The sequence below is a fragment of the Streptomyces sp. NPDC090032 genome (assembly GCF_044748025.1).
Classification (GTDB): Bacteria; Actinomycetota; Actinomycetes; order Streptomycetales; family Streptomycetaceae; genus Streptomyces.
Genome location: NZ_JBIVFF010000015.1, coordinates 62,064 through 80,841, shown reverse-complemented (window position 1 = coordinate 80,841; position 18,778 = coordinate 62,064). Strand labels below are relative to the sequence as shown.

Annotated in this window: 15 protein-coding genes; 6 read left to right on the top strand and 9 right to left on the bottom strand. The window is 69.4% G+C overall.

Annotated elements, in window-relative coordinates; genetic code table 11:
• Positions 1-434 precede the first annotated feature (434 nt).
• The 3 genes from ACIPWY_RS32435 to ACIPWY_RS32425 all read left to right on the top strand — a co-directional run bounded on the left by ACIPWY_RS32435 (position 435) and on the right by ACIPWY_RS32425 (position 2,670).
• A complete protein-coding gene (locus tag ACIPWY_RS32435; RefSeq protein ID WP_362907083.1) occupies positions 435-1,016 on the top strand; it encodes a TMEM165/GDT1 family protein in 582 nt (193 codons plus the stop codon).
• A 138-nt stretch (positions 1,017-1,154) separates the two neighbouring features.
• Positions 1,155-1,607: a MerR family transcriptional regulator gene (locus ACIPWY_RS32430; RefSeq protein WP_362907081.1), complete on the top strand. Its 453-nt coding sequence runs from the start codon at positions 1,155-1,157 to the stop codon at positions 1,605-1,607.
• A 25-nt stretch (positions 1,608-1,632) separates the two neighbouring features.
• A complete protein-coding gene (locus tag ACIPWY_RS32425; RefSeq protein ID WP_393702204.1) occupies positions 1,633-2,670 on the top strand; it encodes an SDR family oxidoreductase in 1,038 nt (345 codons plus the stop codon).
• 446 nt (positions 2,671-3,116) lie between these two features.
• On the opposite strand, the gene ACIPWY_RS32420 is transcribed toward ACIPWY_RS32425, so the two are convergent.
• The 4 genes from ACIPWY_RS32420 to ACIPWY_RS32405 form a co-directional block, all read right to left on the bottom strand.
• Complete coding sequence (locus ACIPWY_RS32420) at positions 3,117-3,629, bottom strand: DUF3592 domain-containing protein (protein ID WP_393702207.1); 513 nt, start codon at positions 3,627-3,629, stop codon at positions 3,117-3,119.
• Between the two features lie 924 nt (positions 3,630-4,553).
• Positions 4,554-5,246 (bottom strand): DUF899 family protein, encoded by a 693-nt coding sequence (locus ACIPWY_RS32415; RefSeq protein ID WP_362907074.1) that lies wholly within the window; start codon positions 5,244-5,246, stop codon positions 4,554-4,556.
• 236 nt (positions 5,247-5,482) lie between these two features.
• Positions 5,483-6,634, bottom strand: a complete 1,152-nt coding sequence (locus ACIPWY_RS32410) for a hypothetical protein (RefSeq protein WP_393702209.1) — start codon at positions 6,632-6,634, stop codon at positions 5,483-5,485.
• 110 nt (positions 6,635-6,744) lie between these two features.
• The gene (locus ACIPWY_RS32405; protein ID WP_393702211.1) at positions 6,745-8,598 is read right to left on the bottom strand and encodes a SpoIIE family protein phosphatase; all 1,854 of its coding nucleotides are present in this window, start codon (positions 8,596-8,598) and stop codon (positions 6,745-6,747) included.
• Positions 8,599-8,752: 154 nt separating this feature from the next.
• On the opposite strand from ACIPWY_RS32405, the gene ACIPWY_RS32400 reads away from it, so the two are divergent.
• Both ACIPWY_RS32400 and ACIPWY_RS32395 read left to right on the top strand, forming a co-directional pair.
• Positions 8,753-13,015: a HAMP domain-containing protein gene (locus ACIPWY_RS32400; protein ID WP_393702213.1), complete on the top strand. Its 4,263-nt coding sequence runs from the start codon at positions 8,753-8,755 to the stop codon at positions 13,013-13,015.
• Positions 13,012-13,650 (top strand): two-component system response regulator, encoded by a 639-nt coding sequence (locus tag ACIPWY_RS32395; protein ID WP_393702215.1) that lies wholly within the window; start codon positions 13,012-13,014, stop codon positions 13,648-13,650. The genes ACIPWY_RS32400 and ACIPWY_RS32395 overlap by 4 nt, the downstream gene beginning before the upstream one ends.
• Positions 13,651-13,694: 44 nt before the next feature.
• Here the strand turns inward: ACIPWY_RS32395 and ACIPWY_RS32390 are convergent, their stop codons facing one another.
• The 3 genes from ACIPWY_RS32390 to ACIPWY_RS32380 form a co-directional block, all read right to left on the bottom strand.
• Entirely contained in the window at positions 13,695-15,380 is a 1,686-nt protein-coding gene (locus ACIPWY_RS32390) for a sel1 repeat family protein (RefSeq protein ID WP_393702217.1), read from the bottom strand.
• Between the two features lie 122 nt (positions 15,381-15,502).
• A complete protein-coding gene (locus tag ACIPWY_RS32385; protein WP_362909481.1) occupies positions 15,503-15,949 on the bottom strand; it encodes a PaaI family thioesterase in 447 nt (148 codons plus the stop codon).
• Between the two features lie 129 nt (positions 15,950-16,078).
• Positions 16,079-16,708, bottom strand: a complete 630-nt coding sequence (locus ACIPWY_RS32380) for a dihydrofolate reductase family protein (RefSeq protein WP_362909480.1) — start codon at positions 16,706-16,708, stop codon at positions 16,079-16,081.
• A gap of 150 nt (positions 16,709-16,858) precedes the next feature.
• Between ACIPWY_RS32380 and ACIPWY_RS32375 the strand changes: the two genes are divergently transcribed.
• On the top strand, positions 16,859-17,299 hold the full coding sequence (locus ACIPWY_RS32375) for a GNAT family N-acetyltransferase (RefSeq protein ID WP_393702220.1): 441 nt from the start codon (positions 16,859-16,861) through the stop codon (positions 17,297-17,299).
• Between the two features lie 90 nt (positions 17,300-17,389).
• Here the strand turns inward: ACIPWY_RS32375 and ACIPWY_RS32370 are convergent, their stop codons facing one another.
• Both ACIPWY_RS32370 and ACIPWY_RS32365 read right to left on the bottom strand, forming a co-directional pair.
• Complete coding sequence (locus ACIPWY_RS32370; RefSeq protein ID WP_362909476.1) at positions 17,390-18,055, bottom strand: helix-turn-helix domain-containing protein; 666 nt, start codon at positions 18,053-18,055, stop codon at positions 17,390-17,392.
• Positions 18,052-18,723, bottom strand: a complete 672-nt coding sequence (locus tag ACIPWY_RS32365) for a DUF998 domain-containing protein (protein WP_401536183.1) — start codon at positions 18,721-18,723, stop codon at positions 18,052-18,054. The genes ACIPWY_RS32370 and ACIPWY_RS32365 overlap by 4 nt, the downstream gene beginning before the upstream one ends.
• Positions 18,724-18,778: the final 55 nt, after the last annotated feature.

The window sequence follows — 18,778 nt, the reverse complement described above, 5'->3', positions numbered from 1 at the left end:
CAGGGCTCACTTCGTGAGGGACCCGCGCAGGTGGCCGGAGCCTTCATCGGCAGCCATCAGCCCCTCTCCCACGCGAGTGCCGATGACCACAACGCCCCAAATGCCGCCCGCAGTCGCCGTGGCAAGTGCGCACGGACCGCTCACCTCACCTCGGTCCGCCGCCTGCCCAACACGTGGTCAGAAAACCCCCTGCTAGCCTGGATCACAGCGAAGGGGAGTAGTCCCGAGAACCGCTGGTCGACACACTGGGTGCTCCAGGGCACCCCGGCCACCGGGCTCCCGCACACTGTGCGAGGGCGGACGAGACCTTCGGCCAAGGCATGATCCGGCCCCACTGGCGTGTGGGCCGTTCCATCGTGCCGGGCCGAGTGGTTCTCCCGTCGCCCCGTGGGTGCCGATGAGCTGACGGCCCGGCCCCGGCAGAAAGCAAGGCAATGACCTTCGACCCCCTGGCGTTCCTCACCGCCTTCGGGCTGATCTTCCTCGCGGAACTCCCCGACAAGACCATGTTCGCCTCGCTGGCCATGGGCACTCGGATGCGGCCGCTGTACGTGTGGTTCGGCACCTCCACCGCCTTCATCGTGCATGTCGCGATCGCTGTCGGCGCGGGCAGCCTGCTCAGCCTGCTTCCGGCCATGGCCGTCAAGCTGGTCTCCGCCGCTCTGTTCGCGTTCGGCGCCGTCGTCCTGCTGCGTGGCGGGGACGATGACGACGAGGAAGGCGCCGCCAAGACCGTCACCGGTTTCTGGCCCGTCTACACCACCGCCTTCATGGCCGTGTTCATCAGCGAATGGGGCGACCTCACCCAGATCACCACCGCCAACCTGGCCGCCACCAACCCCTGGCTGCCCACCGCCCTCGGCTCGGCCCTCGCGCTGATGTCGGTCTCCGCCCTCGCCCTGCTGGTCGGCCGCTTCATCGCCAAGCGCGTCCCCCTCAAGACCGTGCAGCGCATCGGTGCCGCGTGCATGGCCGGACTCGCCATCTGGACCCTGATCGAGGCCTTCACCTCCTGACGCCGCGTCGCGAGCGCCCGGTCGAACCCAAGGCCGGGCGCTCAGCCCGTCCCTACACCCGAACGACCCACCCGGCGACGGTCCACCGTCGCGCCTTGACTTCAAGCGCTTGAGGTATCGGAGGGTTGGGGCATGGCGATGACGTACAGATCCGGCGCGGTCGACGACGCCGTACCGCTCACGATCCAGCAGGTGTCGAGGCGCACCGGGCTGTCCGAGCCGACTCTGCGCTACTACGAGAAGATCGGCCTGATCGGCACCGTGGGGCGCGACGAGAGCAGCGGTCACCGGCGCTACGACCCGGCTGCCGTGGAGACCATCGAGGCGCTGAGCTGCCTGCGGTCGACGGGGATGAGCGTGCGGGACATGCGCGCCTACCTCGCGCACCTCGACACCGGTGACGCGCGGCGCCTGCGCGAGCTGTTCCAGGACAACGCCGAGCGCGTTGCCGAGGAGATCGAGCGCATGCGGATCCGGCTGCGCTACCTGCAGCTCAAGACCGATCTGTGGGCCGCGCGCGAGCGTGGGGACACCGCGGCGGAGCAGCGCGCCGTCGACGAGGTCACCCCCGTCATCGCCGACCTACGTTGATGTGAAGGAAAGGCAGGAGTACGCCATGAACAACGATCTCGTTCTGGTGACGGGCGGCAGCGGCTATGTGGGATCGCATGTCGTCAAGCGGCTGCTCGACGAGGGGTTCCCGGTCCGCACGACGGTCCGCTCGATGAACCGTGCGGACGACGTGCGGGCGATGGTGGGCCCGCGTTCCGAGCGGCTGGAGTTCGCACAGGCGAACCTGACCGATGACGCGGGCTGGGCGGACGCCGTCGACGGATGCACCTACGTCGTGCATGTCGCGTCACCGTTCCCGCCCGCGCAGCCGGACGATCCCGACGAGCTCATCGTCCCCGCTCGTGACGGTGCCCTTCGTGTCCTGCGGGCGGCGCGGGACGCGGGCGTCAAGCGCACCGTCCTGACCTCGTCGTTCGCCGCTGTGGGTTACAGCCGCAAGCCCGGAGACGAGTACGACGAGGCGGACTGGACCGACCCGGCGGACGAGAACAGTCCCTATGTCCGGTCGAAGGCGATCGCGGAACGGGCGGCATGGGACTACATCGAGGCGGAAGGCGGTGGGCTCGAACTCTCGGTGATCAACCCGAGCGGAATCTTCGGCCCGCTCCTCGGCCCCCACCTGTCCGCGTCCACCGGCCTCGTCAAGGCGATGCTGGACGGCGCGATGCCCGTCGTGCCGCCGGTGTACTTCGGCGTGGTCGACGTGCGTGACGTGGCGGACATCCACGTCCGGGCGCTGACCCACCCGGCGGCCGCCGGCGAACGGTTCCTCGCCTCCGACGGCCCCGCCATCAGCTTCCTCCAGCTGGCCCGGATCCTCCGCGAGCACCTCGGCGATGCAGCCGCGCGCGTCCCGACCCGCGAACTGACCCGCGACGAAGTGCGCGAGGCCGCCGTCAGCAACCCCACGCTGCGGGACGCCGTCCGGCAGTCGGGCGGCATCCCCGTACTCCACACCGAAAAGGCCCGCACCACGCTCGGCTGGGAACCACGCGACACGGCGACCACAATCGTCGACACCGCCGAGAGCCTCATCCAACTCGGGCTCTGCGCAGGCGGAACGCCCCGCCCCGGCCAGTAGGCAGTCGGTCCGGTCGGGAGCGGCTCGGTATCCGCGACGCTCAGTCGGCAGACCCGTAACAGCTGCGCGACACGGAGCCGGCGTCCGTGGCTGTAGACGATCCACCGGACCGGCTTGTCGGTGTGCTTCCGCAGCCGGTCCGGTGCGGACAAGCTGGGGTTGCGCCGCAGCGCCGAGCGCAACAGGTCCTGGCGGGAGCCGAAGTAGTGGCACACCAACCCGCGGTCGACCTCGGCGTGATCGGCCATCTCCCGGAGGTTCAACCCGCCGAGCACGCCGTCCCGTTCGAGCAGTTCACGTTCTACGCGTTCGAGTTTCTGGACGGTGATTTCGCTGTCCGTCGACGGGCCGGAGGCCTTCTCGTTCCTGCCCAGGACCTCACCTACGACGCGGCGTCAGAACGGCCTCCTCATCGAAGGGTGCCCTTCAACCGCCGCACCGAGCTGTCAGCCGACCGAAGGGATCCCGGGTCCGCGGCGCGCGAGGCGGGAGCGCCGCCGCGTCGCGATCGCAATGGCCGTACCGATACCCGCGATCAGCAGTCCGATCCCACAGAAGATCAGCGGAATCAGCCACAACGAGACAAACCCGTCGATCTTCGCGTCTCCCGGGTCATCGGCGCGGTACAGGACGTCAACCCGTTCACCCTCGTCGTACGCCGGTGGGTTGGAGCCCATTGAACTGCGGAACGTCGTCGGCGCACCGCCGGCCGGCGTGAACTCGACGACCGGGTACGCCGTGGGCCCGCTGCTCTGCCGTGACTTGCTGTACGAGCTGACGTGGCCGCCCTGCCACTCCAGGTACACCACGGTTCCCTTGGCGCGCTCCGCATCCGTCACGAACGAGATCGACACCCCTCCCACGATCGCCCCGATGGCGAAGAACAGCGTCCCGAACGCGATGACCCCGAACGTGACCCACCAGCCGGCACTCCGCCGCCCACGTACCTGAACCTGCACTACGTCCCTCTCAGTCGTCCGGAGTCAGAGGACGCTATCCCAAGTGCAGAGACCCCTGCGCGCCCGCCCCCCACGTCATTCACGACGCGGCGGAACTCCGGGTCCCCGGTCCGCGGCGGGATTCGGCGTACTGGACTGTCGGCCCCCACCAGCGGCGACGCGACGTACACAGAGGAACCATCGATGAACCGAGCTGCTTGGCCGTCATAGCAACGGCCGCCCCGTTGACCGTCTCCGGCTGCCGGTCGGACACGGGGCAGCACTCCGCCCTCCCCTCGACACCAACGCCCTGTGCCTCCGGCAGCGCGGTCGCCGGCGCGAGTCCGAGAGCCGCCGGCGAGCCGCTCCGGACGAAGAGTGCCTGGCGGGCCGGGGAACTGCCCGGCGGATCCCTGCGCATGACGATCCGTGATGTCGACGCCGCCCCCAAGGACCCCAAGTCCGTCCGGGGCAACAGCTATCACGCACCCGCCGGCCAGACCGAGTGCGACAACGTCAGCATCATCAAGATGCACGGCTGGTGCTACACCACCACCGTCTCCTCCGTCGCACAGGACGGCGAGATCACGCTCGGCGGCGCCACGCCCCGCGCGACGATCCACTCCCCAGGCTTCCGCACACATTGCTCGGGCCACCCTGCGCGGATCCGGCAGCACCACGAGATCCAGCGGGACAGCTGGTCCGGCTGGCGCGCCTACAGCAAGCGCGGCCGCACCCCCTGGACAGCCGCCCAGCACCAGGCCCACGGAACCGTCTCAACACCCTGCCCACGCGGACGCGGCGGCACTGCAACTACCGCCTGGCGGTCACGGTCGAGGTCGCCGGCATCCAGGCGGACGACTCCCCGGCCGCGAGCGCCGGTATCCGCGCGGACTGCGGTACGGGCATCAGCTGAGCGCGCACGCGGACCCCGGACGGGTGAGGTCAGCCGTTCTCACCGTATGCCGCCGCGATCTCCTCCGACTGTGCCCACCGGCTGTACGTCGGCTGCTGCGGCCAGCCCTCCGGCGAGTCCTGCCACACCTCCTGGCGGCCGTACGGCAGCAGGTCGACCAGGCCGAACAGATGGCTCAACTGCTCGGTGCCGCGTCCGTCCGTGTGCCAGGTCCGGTACACCTTGTCGCCGTCGCGCAGGAACACGTTGACCGCGAATCCGGCGTTCGGCGCGGCGCCGACATCGCTGCCGAACGAGCTGTTCGCCGTCGAGTACCACGTCATCTCGTTCCCGACCCTGCGCTTGTAGGCGAGCGCCTCGTCGATCGGACCCTGGGTGACGATCACGAACCGGGCGTCGAACTTCTCCAGACCCATGAGCCGGGTGAACTGGGTCGTGAAGCCCGTGCAGCCGCTGCACTGCCACTCCGCGTCGTCGAACCACATGTGGTTGTAGACGATCAGCTGCGGGTGGTCTCCGAAGATCTCGGCGAGGCGGACCGGACCGTCCTCGCCCTCCAGTACGTAGTCGGGCATCTCCACCATCGGCAGCCGGCGACGCTGGGCGGCGATCGCGTCGAGCTCCCGGGTGGCCGCCTTCTCCCGGACGCGCAGCGCGGCCAGCTCCTTCTGCCAGGTGGCCGCGTCGACGATGGGCGGCAGGGCGTTCTCGGTGGTGGACATGGTGCCTCCGGACGGATCTGGTGCCTGTCTGGAAGTGCTGACTCCCCGGGCGGCCGGAAGTCATCGGTCGTCCCTCAGCAAGATCGCATCGGCGACCGCGACCGGCACCTTCAACGCCCGCATGATCAGCCAACTGGCCTGACCACCGCTCGGCCGTACCCGAAGGACGTCACCTCACCCGCAGGACGTCGCCGTGCCGGAAGGGCTTCGCCGTGCCGGAAGGGTGTCGCCGCCGCCTACTTGCCCGGCCCCCGGAAGCGGCCGAACGCCTTCGTCAAGGCGGTCAGCGGTGAGCCGTCCGGTTTGACCCCCCCGAGGTCGGCCGGCCGGGGCACGCCGGAGCCGCCGGTCGCTTCCGCCAGGGCGGCCTGCGCCGCCTCGGCCGCCTCTCGGTACAGGTCACAGGACTTCGTCATGGCCTCCAGTGCCTCGGCGTACCGGACGACCATGCCCTGCGCGTGGACCAGCTCCTCGTCCGGGGTGAGCAGGTGCCAGCCCTGACGCAGGCGTGTCAGGGCCTGCTCGGCGTCGACCGGCAGCGGGCGGGGCAGCGCGGCGAACTCCTTGACCTTGTCGAGGAGTTCGGTCGGCTCCGAGCCGTCGAGGAAGACACTGCGCACCGTGAAACGTTCCGCTGCGTAATCCGGGACGGGCGGCACCGACGGCAGGACGACGGCGCCGCCGCGCGGCATCCGCACGCTCAGCTCCCGCTTCATCGCGACGTCGGCGATCTGGGCCTGGGCCGGGGTGCCCCGGTGCTCGATCACCCGGTGCCGCAGGCTCGGCGGCAGGAACGCCGAGACGGGCTTCTGCCCCATCGCGTCCGGCGTCATCGCCTCGTGCACCACGACATGGATGAACCAGCTGTCACGGGTGCAGTCCCGGAGCCGGTGGCGCAGCTCGTCGTCGTCCTTGGGCAGGTAGTTCGCCGCCCTCAGGCGCACGCCGCGCACCGTGTCGTGGTCCCAGTCGACCTGGTCGCTGTCGGGCCAGAACATGGTGGCGGGCGAGGGCCAGTGCGCGTCCCACGCGCGCTCCGCCTCGGCGGCGAGGATCCAGATGACGCCCTCGCCTTCCTTGCGGCGGGCCTCGGGGTCGTACGTCGTCAGCTGTGCGCGCACCGTGACGTCGTCGGCGACGCGCCAGCGGGCCTCGAAGAGGCGGCGGGCCGAGGGGCCGGGGTCGGCGGCCCCGTCCCTCGGGTGCAGGACGGTGGAGCGGGCCGCCTCGACGGGGTCGAGGTCCAGGAAGTCGTCGAGTACCCCGGCCGCCTTGAGGGCGATCAGGTTGCGCCGGACGTCCTGCTCGGGCTCGGGCCCGAGATGGCGCCCGCGCCCCAGCCACGCGGTGTCGGGGGCGGTGGTCGAGGAGTTGCTGTTCTTGGCCATGGATTCGTTCTGTGGGTGACTGGGGGCCTGACCAGTATGGTCCCTGCACCTGCCGATGGAAGGGGAACCCCCGACTTCACCGACCGTGGCGGACGGCCTGAACCACGACGTCAGGAGTCAGGCCGTGGCTCCGGGGCGCGGCGCATGCGTGCGTCGACCGCCGGCGCCTGGAGCACCAGCACCGACAGGTCGTCTTCGACAGGGCCCGTACCGAAGTCGTGTGCCGCTCGGCGCACATGCTCCGCGAGGGCCTTCGCGCCGAGTCCCATGCCCTGGCGCAGGACGTCCGCCAGACCGTCTTCGTCGTCCAGCTGCCAGTTGCCGCGGCGTCGTTCGGTGACGCCGTCGGTCACGCACAGCAGCGTTTCACCGGGCGCGAGATAGAAGGTGCTGGCCCGGAATTCGGCGCCCTCGTCGATGCCGAGCAGCATCCGGGGTTCGCAGGCCGGTTCCACTCTGCCGTCGGCGAACATGTGGAGGGGCGGGGGGTGGCCGGCACTGGCGACCCGGCAGCGGGCCCCTGCCAGCGCGGGGTCGACGGCCAGCTCCCCGTACAACAGGCTCAGGAAGCGCGTGGCGGCCTGCTCGCCGTCGGCCGTGAGGGCCTCGGCGCTCTCCTCCGCCATGGCGATGTTCAGCCGGTCGAGCACCGATTCGACGCCGTGGCCTTCGCGCGCCAGGAGCCGCACCAGGTGCCGGGCGAGACCGGTGACGGACATCGCCTCCGGGTCCTTGCCCTGCACGTCCCCGAGGAGGAAGCACCAGCGGCCTTCGCCCTTCGGGAAGATGTCGTAGAAGTCGCCGCCGACGGTCTGGCCCTCGCCGTGCGGCTCGTAGACGATCGCGGTGTCGATTCCCGCGATGCTGGCCAGGGTCGCCGGCAGCTGTCTGCGCTGGAGGGCGACGCTGATGGTGGTCTGTCTCGTGTACTGGCGGGCGGTGTACACGGCCTGCGCGACGCGGCGGGCGACGTCGTCCACCATGCGCACCACTGCGTCGGTCATGTGCAGCTGGCCGGTCCGGCCGAGCAGCAGTACCCCCACGTCCGTGTCACGGACGGTGAGCGGGAAGGCGAACGCCGACCCACCCGCGCGGTCGGACCCGGCGCTCTCCGGCCAGGGCCAGGGCGTTCCGCCGGCCCGGATTCCGGCGGACAGCGCGATCCGCTCCAGCTCCTCACGCAGCGGCACGATGCGCCGCTCGTCGACGTGCCAGACCCGGGACAGTTTCAGACCCCTCCCCTGGGTCTTCAGCCAGATGCCGCACCAGTCCGCGAGCCGGGGTACGAGCAGCTGGGCCGCGAGCGCGGCGACCATGCCCTGGTCCAGCTGCCCGGCGAGAAGCTCGCTGGTCTCGGCGAGGAACGACGGGCCGCTGCGGTCGACCCATTCGGCCGCGTACCCATGGCTGAGCGCCAGGTGGTCCGGCGGCCTCGCACCACCGGGTTCGGCGCGCACGGCCTTGGGTCCACCGCTCTCGCCGGTATCGGCCGGAGCCGCGTCGGGGGTCACGGATCCCGGCTGCGCGGACGAGGACTCCAGCCGGAACCACACCCGCTTCTCCGACCTGCGGTACGTCACTCCCCAGGCCTGCGAGAGCGCGCTCACCAGCTGGAGGCCGTAGCCGGGCTCGCCGTGCCGTGCGTCAGCCGCGGCGCGTACGCCTCTGGAGGGGTGGCGGTCCACGACCTCCACGACGACGGCCACGCCGGTGTCCGGGTCCCGCTCCAGGCGGCAGACCACGTCGATGTCGGTGCCGGCGTACACGACGGCGTTGGTGACCAGCTCGCTGACCAGCAGGACCGCGTTGTCGACGAGTCCCTGGGGGACGGCCCCGGGAGCGGGAACCGCGTCCTGGTCAGGAGTCGTCGAGGTGGTCGGCATCCTGCCTGTGAGCAGCTCGCGCAGGAATCTCCGCGCCTGTGCGGACGCGAGCTGGTTCGCCGGCAACTCCTTGCTGCACACGAATTCAGCCGAGTGTGCGGGCAACGGGATCACGACGCCCCCTGGGGTCCGCCAACAGCGCCTGGGAGAACTATTTTCGCGCCCCTTATAATATGACAAACATGCTCATACATGCCGCTGGTGTGCGCGACGAACTCCGGGCGGAGGGTGGTTCATGACCATGGACACGACTCGGCCCGACGCGGCCCAGGCGGGCCAGGCTGCCCAGGCCGCCCAGGCAGGCACGACGGACTCCGGACAATGGGTCCGTACGAGTGAGCTGCGCCCGCTCCTCGCCGCGATGAAGGCCCTGCGCGACGGTGAATTCACGGAGCGTGCGGAAGCTTCGGGGGAAGATGCCGCCCCGCTGGACCCCGTGGTCGCCGAGATGGGCGCGGTCCTCAACCAGATCATCGCGCGCAACGGCCATCTCGCCACGGAACTCCAGCGCGTCCGGCACGAGATCATCCGGCGGGGCCGGCTGGACGAGCGCATCTCGGCGAGTCCGGGCTCGGGCACCTGGACGACGAATGTCGAGGCCGCCAACACGGCGATCGAAGCGCTGGTGGGGCCGGTCGCCAAGGCCACACGGGTTCTCGACGCCGTCGCGGACGGCGATCTGACCCAGCACGTCGATCTGCACGACGGAAGCCGCCAGCTCCGTGGTGACCTGCGACGCCTGGGGATCGGCGTGAACCGCATGGTGGACCAGCTGTCGCTGTTCACCGGCGAGGTGACCCGGGTCGCCCGCGAGGTCGGCACAGAGGGGCGGCTGGGCGGCCGCGCGAAGGCGCAGGGCCTGTCCGGCGACTGGCTCCACGTGACCGAGGCGGTCAACACGATGGCGTCGCGCCTGACGGCACAGGTCCGGGACATCGCCGTGGTGACGACGGCCGTGGCACGCGGAGACCTGACGCAGCAGGTGACCGTCGAGGCCACCGGCGAGCTGCTGGAGCTGAAGCTCACCGTCAACACGATGGTGGACCAGCTGCGGGCGTTCGCCGACGAGGTCACCAGGGTCGCCCGCGAGGTCGGCACCGAGGGCCAGCTCGGCGGCCGTGCCCATATCAGGGGCGCATCGGGGGTCTGGAAGGACCTCACCGACAACGTGAACTTCATGGCGTCGAACCTGACCTCCCAGGTCCGCAACATCGCCCAGGTCACCACCGCCGTCGCCAACGGCGACCTGAGCCAGAAGATCACCGTGGACGCGCGCGGTGAGATCCTTCAGCTGAAGTCGACGATCAACACGATGGTCGACCAGCTCTCCGCCTTCGCCGACGAGGTCACCAGGGTCGCCCGCGAGGTCGGCACCGAGGGCCAGCTCGGCGGCCGTGCCCAGGTCAGGGGCGTGTCCGGGGTCTGGAAGGACCTGACGGAGAGCGTCAACTTCATGGCCGACAACCTGACCTCCCAGGTGCGCAACATCGCCCAGGTCGCCACCGCCGTCGCCGAGGGCGACCTCGGGAAGACGATCACCGTGGAGGCCAAGGGAGAGATCCTTGAACTGAAGTCGACGATCAACACGATGGTCGACCAGCTCTCCGCCTTCGCGGACGAAGTCACGCGTGTGGCCCGTGAGGTCGGCACGGAGGGCAACCTGGGCGGTCAGGCCCAGGTCAGAGGTGCATCCGGGGTGTGGAAAGACCTCACCGACAACGTGAACTTCATGGCGCTCAACCTGACCTCCCAGGTCCGCAACATCGCCCAGGTCACCACCGCCGTCGCCAACGGTGACCTGTCCAAGAAGATCGATGTCGACGCACGCGGCGAGATCCTGGAGCTGAAGGACACCGTCAACACGATGGTCCAGCAGCTGAGGGCGTTCGCCGACGAGGTGACCCGCGTGGCCCGCGAGGTCGGTACCGAGGGGCGGCTCGGTGGCCGGGCCCAGGTCCACGGCGCGTCCGGGGTCTGGGAGAACCTCACGGACAACGTGAACTTCATGGCCGACAACCTGACCTCCCAGGTCCGCAACATCGCCCAGGTCGCCACCGCCGTCGCGCGCGGTGACCTGTCCAAGAAGATCGACGTCGACGCACGCGGCGAGATCCTGGAGCTCAAGACCACGATCAACACGATGGTCGACACGCTTTCCGCGTTCGCCTCCGAGGTCACGCGTGTGGCCCGCGAGGTGGGCTCCGAGGGGCAGCTGGGCGGCCAGGCCCGTGTGGAGGGCGTCTACGGGACATGGAAGCGCCTGACCACCAGCGTCAACGAACTGGCCCTGAACCTGACCACACAGGTGCGAGCGATCGCCGAGGTCGCCAGCGCCGTCACACAGGGCGACATGTCCGGCTCCATCTCGGTGGAGGCCCAGGGCGAGGTCGCCACCCTGAAGGACAACATCAACCTCATGGTGGCGAACCTCCGTGAGACGACCCGCGCCAAGGACTGGCTGGAGTCCAACCTGGCCCGTATCGCCGGACTCATGCAGGGCCACCGCGACCTGGTCGAGGTCGCCGACCTGATCCTGCGCGAGCTGACCCCTCTGGTGAACGCCCAGTACGGTGCGTTCTTCCTGGCCGAGGCGGGTGCGGAACCGGGCGAGGACCTCGAACTCCTGGCCGGATACGGAACCGGCCAGGAAGAAGGCCGCAGGCCGCGCCCCCGGCTCAGCCTCGGCGCGCCCGGCTGGGGCCTCATCACCCAGGCTGCCGCGGAGAAGCGGCGGATCCTCGTCGACGCGGTCCCCACCGACTACATCACCATCAGCTCCGGCCTCGGCGCCGCGCCTCCGGCCAGCGTCGTCATCCTGCCGATCCTCTTCGAGGACCGGGTGCTCGGTGTCATCGAACTCGCCTCGTTCAGCCGCTTCAGCGAGGTGCACCTCGCCTTCGTCGACCAGTTCGTCAACACCATCGGTGTCTCCATCAACACCATCATCGCCAACTCCCGTACCGAGTCGCTTCTGTCGGAGTCGCAACGCCTCACCGCCGAACTGCGCCAGCGCTCCGACGAGTTGCAGATCACCAACGCCAAGCTGGAGGAGAAGGCGGCGCTCCTCGCCACGTCGTCCCAGTACAAGTCCGAGTTCCTGGCGAACATGTCGCACGAGCTGCGCACGCCCCTCAACTCGCTCCTCGTGCTGTCCCGTCTCCTCGCGGACAATCCCTCCGGACGGCTCGCCCCCGAGGAGGTGGAGTTCGCCGTCACCATCCACCAGGCCGGCTCCGATCTGCTGCAGCTGATCAACGACATCCTCGACCTGTCGAAGATCGAAGCGGGCCGCATGGATGTGCACCCCAAGACGCTGCCGCTGAACAAACTGCTCGACTACGTACGGGCGACGTTCCAGCCGCTCTCCGGGGACCGGGGCCTGGCGTTCGACATCAAGGTCGGCGAGAACGTCCCGCGCGAACTCTTCTCCGACGAGCAGCGCCTCCAGCAGATCCTGCGCAACCTCCTGTCGAACGCGGTGAAGTTCACCTCGTCCGGCGGGGTGGAACTGCTCGTCGAGCGCGCGACGCCCGCGGACTTCGAGGAGGAGACGCTGCGCGACGCGGACGAGGTCATCGCCCTCTCCGTCAAGGACACCGGAATCGGCATCCAGCCGGAGATGCTCGACGGGATCTTCGAGGCGTTCCAGCAGTCCGACGGCGCCACCAACCGCAAATACGGCGGCACCGGTCTCGGCCTCTCCATCAGCCGGGACATGGCGGCCCTGCTCGGCGGACGGATCACGGCCGAGAGCGAGCCGGGCGTCGGCTCCACCTTCACCCTCTTCGTCCCTGTGCACTACACGTCCCCCGCGGTGGAACCACTCTCCACGGGCGGCACGGTGCAGGCCATCACCGGACCCGACTCGCCGGTCGGCGGGCGTACGGCCCCGGCGGAACTCCCCGCGGGGGTAGACGTGTTCACGGACGCGGTCTCCGTGCCCCGCGCGGCAACCCGCACCGCCGACGATCTCGCCGACCTCGCAGCCGCCGACATCATGGAAGAACACGCCAGCTGGCCGGAGACGACCCGGCTCAAGGAGTGGCTGACCGGCTCCGCCGGGGTGCTGGCCAACCGCCACATCCTGATCGTCGACGACGACATCCGGAACGTCTTCGCACTGACCCATGTCCTGGGCCGCGTCGGAATCACCGTCAAGTACGCCGAGAACGGCCGCGAGGGGCTCGAAGTCCTCGACCGGACACCCGATGTATCCCTGGTCCTGATGGACATCATGATGCCTGAAATGGATGGTTACGAGATGATCGCGGCGATGCGGCGCACCCCTCGCTTCGCGAACCTGCCGGTCATCGCGCTCACCGCCAAGGCCATGCCCGGTGACCGCGAGAAGGCGATCGAGAGCGGCGCGAACGACTACATCCCGAAGCCGGTGGACGTCGACCGGCTGCTGTCGGTGATCTGCCGGCTGCTCGACCCGCACACCTCCTCGGAACCGCCTCCGGACACGTCCGGCGACGTCGATCGGCGGACGCCGTGACAGCGCCGCAGGGAGCGGCGGCGGACGCCTCCAGCATCCTCATCGTCGACGACATGGAGGAGAACCTGGTCGCCCTCGAAGCCGTCCTCGGCTCGCTGGCCCGAGTGGTCCGCGCGAACTCGGGCGAGGCGGCGCTCAAGGCGATGCTGCGGCAGGAGTTCGCGGTCGCGCTCATCGACGTGCTGATGCCGGGCATGAACGGCTTCGAGACCGCCGCCAACATCAAGGGCCTCGACCAGACCAAGGACATCCCGATCATTCTCCTGACCGGGGCTGCGGTCGACCCGAACTACGCGTACCGCGGTTACACGGTCGGCGCGGCCGACTTCCTGATCAAGCCGTTCGACCCCTGGCTGCTGCGGACCAAGGTCAGTGTCTTTCTGGAGCTGCATCGCAAGAACCGCCAACTCGCCGATCAGGCGGACCAGTTGACACGCCTCCTGGCGGTCGACGTGCCCACGAAGCCCGCCGTGGAACTGCACCGTCTTGCCGACGTGGAACGTCAACTCGCCCAGGTGGAAAGCCTGCTGCGGGACAGGGAGACGACGGACGGTCCCGAAGCCGCCGAACTCGCGGACCGGATCACCGTACTGGAACAGGCTGTTGGGCAGCTGCTGGAGGACCGGGAACAGTAGGAGCCGGGGGCCGGCGGTGGAACCGCCCGACGGGGCCCCGCCCCTCAGCCCGCCGCCAGCGCCTGTTCGGCGGCCGCCAGCTCCTCCTCCGGGTCCAGCATCCGGGCCAGGACGTCCAGATCATCCGCGTCGTAACGGGACCTGACGTCCTCCTGCCAGTGCTCGGCGGCCAGGCGCAGCAGGTCCACGGCCTCCGCATGGCGTCCGGTCCGGTTCAGGACGAGGCCGTAGTAGCCCGCCGTCTCGGTGCCGAACGACTCGCCCCGGCCCTCTTCCCAGGCCTTGCGCAGGTACGGCTCGGCCTCCTCGTACCCGCCGCGCTGGGCGATGGCCTTGCCCGCCGGCATCGCGTTCAGTGCACTGTTGTCGGCTGCGGCGCGGACGTACCACCGCTCGGCCTCCTGGTAGTCCTTGTGGTAGTCGGAGAGCCAGGCCATGGCGCCACAGGCGTCGTGGTCCCCGGCCTCCGCGGCGATCCGCTTCCAGTGGTCGCGCCGCACGGAGTCATCCAGGTCGCCGTAGAGCCACCTGAGGTCGGCCGCAGCCGCCTTGTCACCCGCCAGCGCCGCGGGTTCGTGCCAAGGAAGCATCCAGCGCGCCGCCGCCCCGCCCCACTCGTAGAGCATCTTCCCGTACGCGTACGAAGCCTGGACATCCCCCGCTTCGGCCCGCTCGAGCAGCTCCGGCAGGCGCCGCAGATCCTGCTCGGGCGGCACCTCGTCCTCCTCCCGAAGCCCGGCGATCTTGGCGAGCCGGTCGGGGACGACCTCGTCGTCCGGGCCGACTTCCCTCAGCCGGGCCTCGGCCTCATCGAGCCGTCGCTGCCGGCGGAACAGGTCGGAGAGCCGCACCAGCGCGGCACGGTGTCCGGTGTCGGCCGCGATGGCGTACCAGTGCTCGGCCTCGGCGAGTTCGCCGCGCTCCTCGTTGAACAGGCCCAGGATGAAGGCCGCGCCGTCGTATCCCTCGGCGTGCGAGCGCAGGAGGAGTTCGCTGACCTCGGGCCAGCGGTCCTCGGCGTGGTGCCGCTCGAGGAGGATCGCGTGCTCGACGAGAGCCACCGGACTGAGGTATCCGGCCCTGCGGAAGTAGTTCCCGGCCTCGTTGATCAGCCCGGGATACTTCTTGAACTCGCTGTCCATGTCCTCCAGCGGCTCCACCGCCTCACCCGCGGCCTCGCCGTCCTCGGCGTCCTCCGCCGCCTCGAGGTCGTCGGCGACCCGGTCGAAGGTCTCGCGGATGTGCCCGAAGGCCTGCACCCACCGGAAGACGGCGATGTCCCCGATGTCCACGCCCTTCATCAGGAACTCGGCCGCCTCGTCCGGCTTTCCCTCGGCCGCGAGGAGCTTGCCCAGCTCGATCTTGCAGTCGAGGCGCCCCATGTCCCAGCCTTCCCGGAACCACGTGGCAGCCTCCGGGTCGCCGTTCTCCTTGAGCAGTACGGCCAGACCGTACGCGCATCCGGAGTGCCGGTCCGCGGCGAGACGGTAGAGCCGCTCGGCCTCCCCGCGGTCACCACGGATCTTCCGGTAGCGGGCGAGGGTGTACGCGGAGAAGGCGTCTCCCGCCTCAACCGCCCGCTCCCAGTAGGGAATTCCTTCGTCGACCCGACGGCCGAGTACGAAGAAGTCGGTGTGGCGACGGGCGGTGTCCTCGTCACCCGCGAGCGCGGCGGCGACGAGAGCCTCGCCGCGTTCCTCGATGGTCTGGGCTTCGTTCAGTAGTGCCATGCGAGAGATCGTTTCATCCTGCCGGGTCTCGGCCAACGGCGGGACAAGAGTGGTGAGTTCACGGACCACCGGCTTCTCGCCGGGGGCTCGCGTCTCATGCCTCGTCACAGCTCGTGTGCGGGTCAGGCCGACGTCGGCGCCTGGCCGAGGGGGATGACGCGGGCCGTGGCACCGGCGGTGGCGATCGTCGCCCCGCCGGAGTCGGTGAGGGTGGCTTCCAGGAAGGCGATGTCCCCTGCCCTGTGCACCACGCGCCCCTTCCCGATGATCCGGCCCGGGCGGACGGGCCGCAGGAAACGGGTGTTGAGTTCCAGCGTGGACTGGAACTGATCCGGCTCGAGCGTGGCCAGAAGGGCGGGACCGACCGTGTCGTAGAGCATCGCGGCGAGAAAGGCACCCAGCACGTTCCCCGCCGGGTTGGTGAAGTCCTCGGTCGCGGTGAAGGCCAGCTCGACCGTGCCGTTGTCGCCGTCCGCGTCGAGGACCTCCAACCCCAGGGTCACGGCCGCCCGAGGCAGCGGCGCGCGCCCCTCCACGGCATCCCAGAACGGCCCGGATCGTCCTGTCACCACATCGCTCCCAGGTCGAGATGTCTACTGCCGCTTCCATCCTCCTGGCACTTCTGTCCTCCTGGCGCTTCTGTCCTCCGCCCCGATCAGTCGTTCCTCAACGAACCGAGTCGACTCTCCAATCGGGCCTCACTCCTGATCGTCCAGCTGGAGGGATCCGTATTCGGGCTTGCCCGCGCGCTTGTAGACGCAGACCTGCACGCCCGCGCCGGTGGTGCCGGATTCGGTGAGCGTCCAGGCGACAGGGGCGGCGCCTTCGGCGAAGAGCCGCTTGCCGGTTCCGAGGATGACGGGGTTGATGAGCAGCCGGTACTCGTCGACGAGGTCGTGCTCCTGCAGGGTGCGGATGAGGTCGCCGCTGCCCTGTGTCATGATCACGCCGTCCAGCTGGTCCTTGAGCTGGGCGACGGACTCGGCGGCCTCGCCCTTGAGGAGATGCGAGTTGTTCCACTCCAGACTGTCCAGGGTGCGTGAGGCGACGTACTTGGGCATCGTGTTCAGCTTCACGGCGATCCGGTCGTTCTCATCGGTCACGCGGGGCCAGTGGGCGGCGAAGATGTCGTACGTGTGCCGGCCGAGCAGGAGATGGTCGGCGGTCTGCTCGAAGATCTCCGTCATCAGGACCCTGAATTCCTCGTCGACGTAAGGGACTTGCCAGCCGCCGTGCTCGAATCCGGCGTCGACGTCCTCGCCCGGGCCGCCCGGAGCCTGCATGACGCCGTCCATGGTGATGAACGCGGTGACGATCAGCTTGCTCATGATCGCGCCTTTCCGTGGGGAGTGTGCCTGCACCTGGGTGGACTCCCGGACCGGCGGGAACTCATCGCCCGGTGCGAGACCGGCCTGCCCCCAGGCTCCAGCCCAGGCCGCCGGCCTGGCGACAGCGGTGCATGTGTCACACTCCGCGCCATGACACATGAGCACACAGGTGAGACGTTGAGCTTCGGTCAGCGCGACCCGGAGCTCAACGAGCGCTTGTCGCAGGGCCTTGACGAGGTCAACTTCCCTGCCACTGGAACCACTGCCGCAGATCAGAGTTCACTGTCGGTGAAGGTTGTCGACGACTCCGGCGAGCTGGTCGGAGGCCTTTCCGGGTGGACGTGGGGTGGACTGCTCGGCATCGAGATGCTCTGGATCCACGAGCAGCGCCGTAAGGACGGGTGGGGATCGAAGATCCTCCTGGCGGCGGAGGCGGAAGCGCGCCGGCGAGGCTGTGACCGCGCCTGTGTATCGTCCTTCACCTTTCAGGCCCCGGGGTTCTACCAGCGCCACGGATATGTCGAGACCGGCCGGACCCTGGGAATCCCGGGCGGCGCCGAGGATGTCCACATGTTCAAGAAGCTGGAATAGGCCTCAAGCACTGACATGGGTCCCGTTGGGTGTCCACGCACCGTCGATGCCGAGCGTGACGACGGCTGCGCCGGCTGCGGGGCCGAAGAATCAACTGGCCCCGCCCAGTTGGTGTTTGGGCGGACTGGGCCATGTTCGGCGAATCTGGCCGTCGGTCATCGCCGTGGTGTGCACGGCGGGGCCCCGTGCCAGGCCGAAGCCCAGCAGCACGACCTCCGCGTACCGGCGCCAGGCGTCGGGGGCGACATCGTAGGTACGGTCGACAACAGCGCCGATCATGTACAGGAAGGCGTAGACGTCAGCGCTCGCGAAGTCCTCGCGGACGGCGCCCGCGGCAACCGCCCGTGCCACCAGGCCGTCGACATGGCGGCCAAGGTCGTCTCGCATCTCGGCGATCGCCTTCGTGTCGATGCTCGCGCCCGCGAGAACGACGTCGAGCGCCCGGTCCTGGGCTCGCCATCGGGCCGCCTCGAGCAGGTAGTGGCGGAGCGCCTGCCCGGGGTCCGATCGCTGCTCGGCCGCTGTCGCGAGATCCAGGAACGTGGTGAACCGCTCGGTGAACAGGGCGTCGATCAGCGACTGAAGGTCCGGGAAGCGCCGGTACACCGTGCCGACTCCGATGCCTGCCTCGCGCGCGATCTCATTGAGGGTGACGGCGGACCCGCGCTGCGCGAACATGCGGTCGGCTGTCTGCATGATCAGCCGTCGGTTTCGTTCCGCGTCCGCGCGCAGCGGGCGTTGCGTTTCCCGGGTCACACCGCGACATTCTCCACCATCGCGGGGCTGCGCCGGCGCTCGACCAGGACCAGGAAGCCCGTAACGGCACCCCACAGCAGCCACGAGTAGACGCCACCACGCTCGAACACCCCCGCCGTGCTCGCGGACACCCCCACCAACACCTCGCTCAGCAGGCCGAGGACACCGACCGTGACGCTGAAGATGCGGTACGCAGGCGACAGCCCGAGGCTCGGCAGTGAACCCGCCAAGATGGCCACCGTGTTCGCGCACAGGATGCCGATCGCCGCCGCCCCGACGTGGATGGCCAGGGCGAGGTTCGAGTTTTCCCCGGAACCATGGAAGAGCCCCACCAGCACGAACGCCGCTCCGTGGGCGAGCGCGAGGGCGGTGATCACACGACGGGCGCGCCCCTTGACGAGTCGGGCCAGCAGCACCACACCCAGCGCGAACAGAATCCCCTGGACCATGAACGACGCGTTCATCAAGTCATGTGCCGGAGAACAGATGTCGCGCCCCTGGAACCGCGTACCGCAGTCCGGCACACCCAGGTCGCTGATGTAGTTCGTCGCATAGCTGTAGGGCGGATCGGTCCAGGCCGCCGCGGTGATCGCTTCGGCAGCCACCCACAGCACCGCGTTCACCACCAGGACGGCCGCCCCCAACGGAAGCCACACTCTGCGCGCCATCGGAACCCCTCTCATCTTGTCCCGTCGTGAGAACGACGCCGACGGGCGTCACCGG

What these genes read in the sequence shown, in the direction of transcription:
- ACIPWY_RS32435 (WP_362907083.1), top strand. Translation starts at nt 435, where the DNA reads ATGACCTTCGACCCCCTGGCGTTCCTCACCGCCTTCGGGCTGATCTTC.
- ACIPWY_RS32430 (WP_362907081.1), top strand. Translation starts at nt 1,155, where the DNA reads ATGACGTACAGATCCGGCGCGGTCGACGACGCCGTACCGCTCACGATC.
- ACIPWY_RS32425 (WP_393702204.1), top strand. Translation starts at nt 1,633, where the DNA reads ATGAACAACGATCTCGTTCTGGTGACGGGCGGCAGCGGCTATGTGGGA.
- ACIPWY_RS32415 (WP_362907074.1), bottom strand. Translation starts at nt 5,246, where the DNA reads ATGTCCACCACCGAGAACGCCCTGCCGCCCATCGTCGACGCGGCCACC.
- ACIPWY_RS32410 (WP_393702209.1), bottom strand. Translation starts at nt 6,634, where the DNA reads ATGGCCAAGAACAGCAACTCCTCGACCACCGCCCCCGACACCGCGTGG.
- ACIPWY_RS32400 (WP_393702213.1), top strand. Translation starts at nt 8,753, where the DNA reads ATGACCATGGACACGACTCGGCCCGACGCGGCCCAGGCGGGCCAGGCT.
- ACIPWY_RS32390 (WP_393702217.1), bottom strand. Translation starts at nt 15,380, where the DNA reads ATGGCACTACTGAACGAAGCCCAGACCATCGAGGAACGCGGCGAGGCT.
- ACIPWY_RS32380 (WP_362909480.1), bottom strand. Translation starts at nt 16,708, where the DNA reads ATGAGCAAGCTGATCGTCACCGCGTTCATCACCATGGACGGCGTCATG.
- ACIPWY_RS32375 (WP_393702220.1), top strand. Translation starts at nt 16,859, where the DNA reads ATGACACATGAGCACACAGGTGAGACGTTGAGCTTCGGTCAGCGCGAC.
- ACIPWY_RS32365 (WP_401536183.1), bottom strand. Translation starts at nt 18,723, where the DNA reads ATGGCGCGCAGAGTGTGGCTTCCGTTGGGGGCGGCCGTCCTGGTGGTG.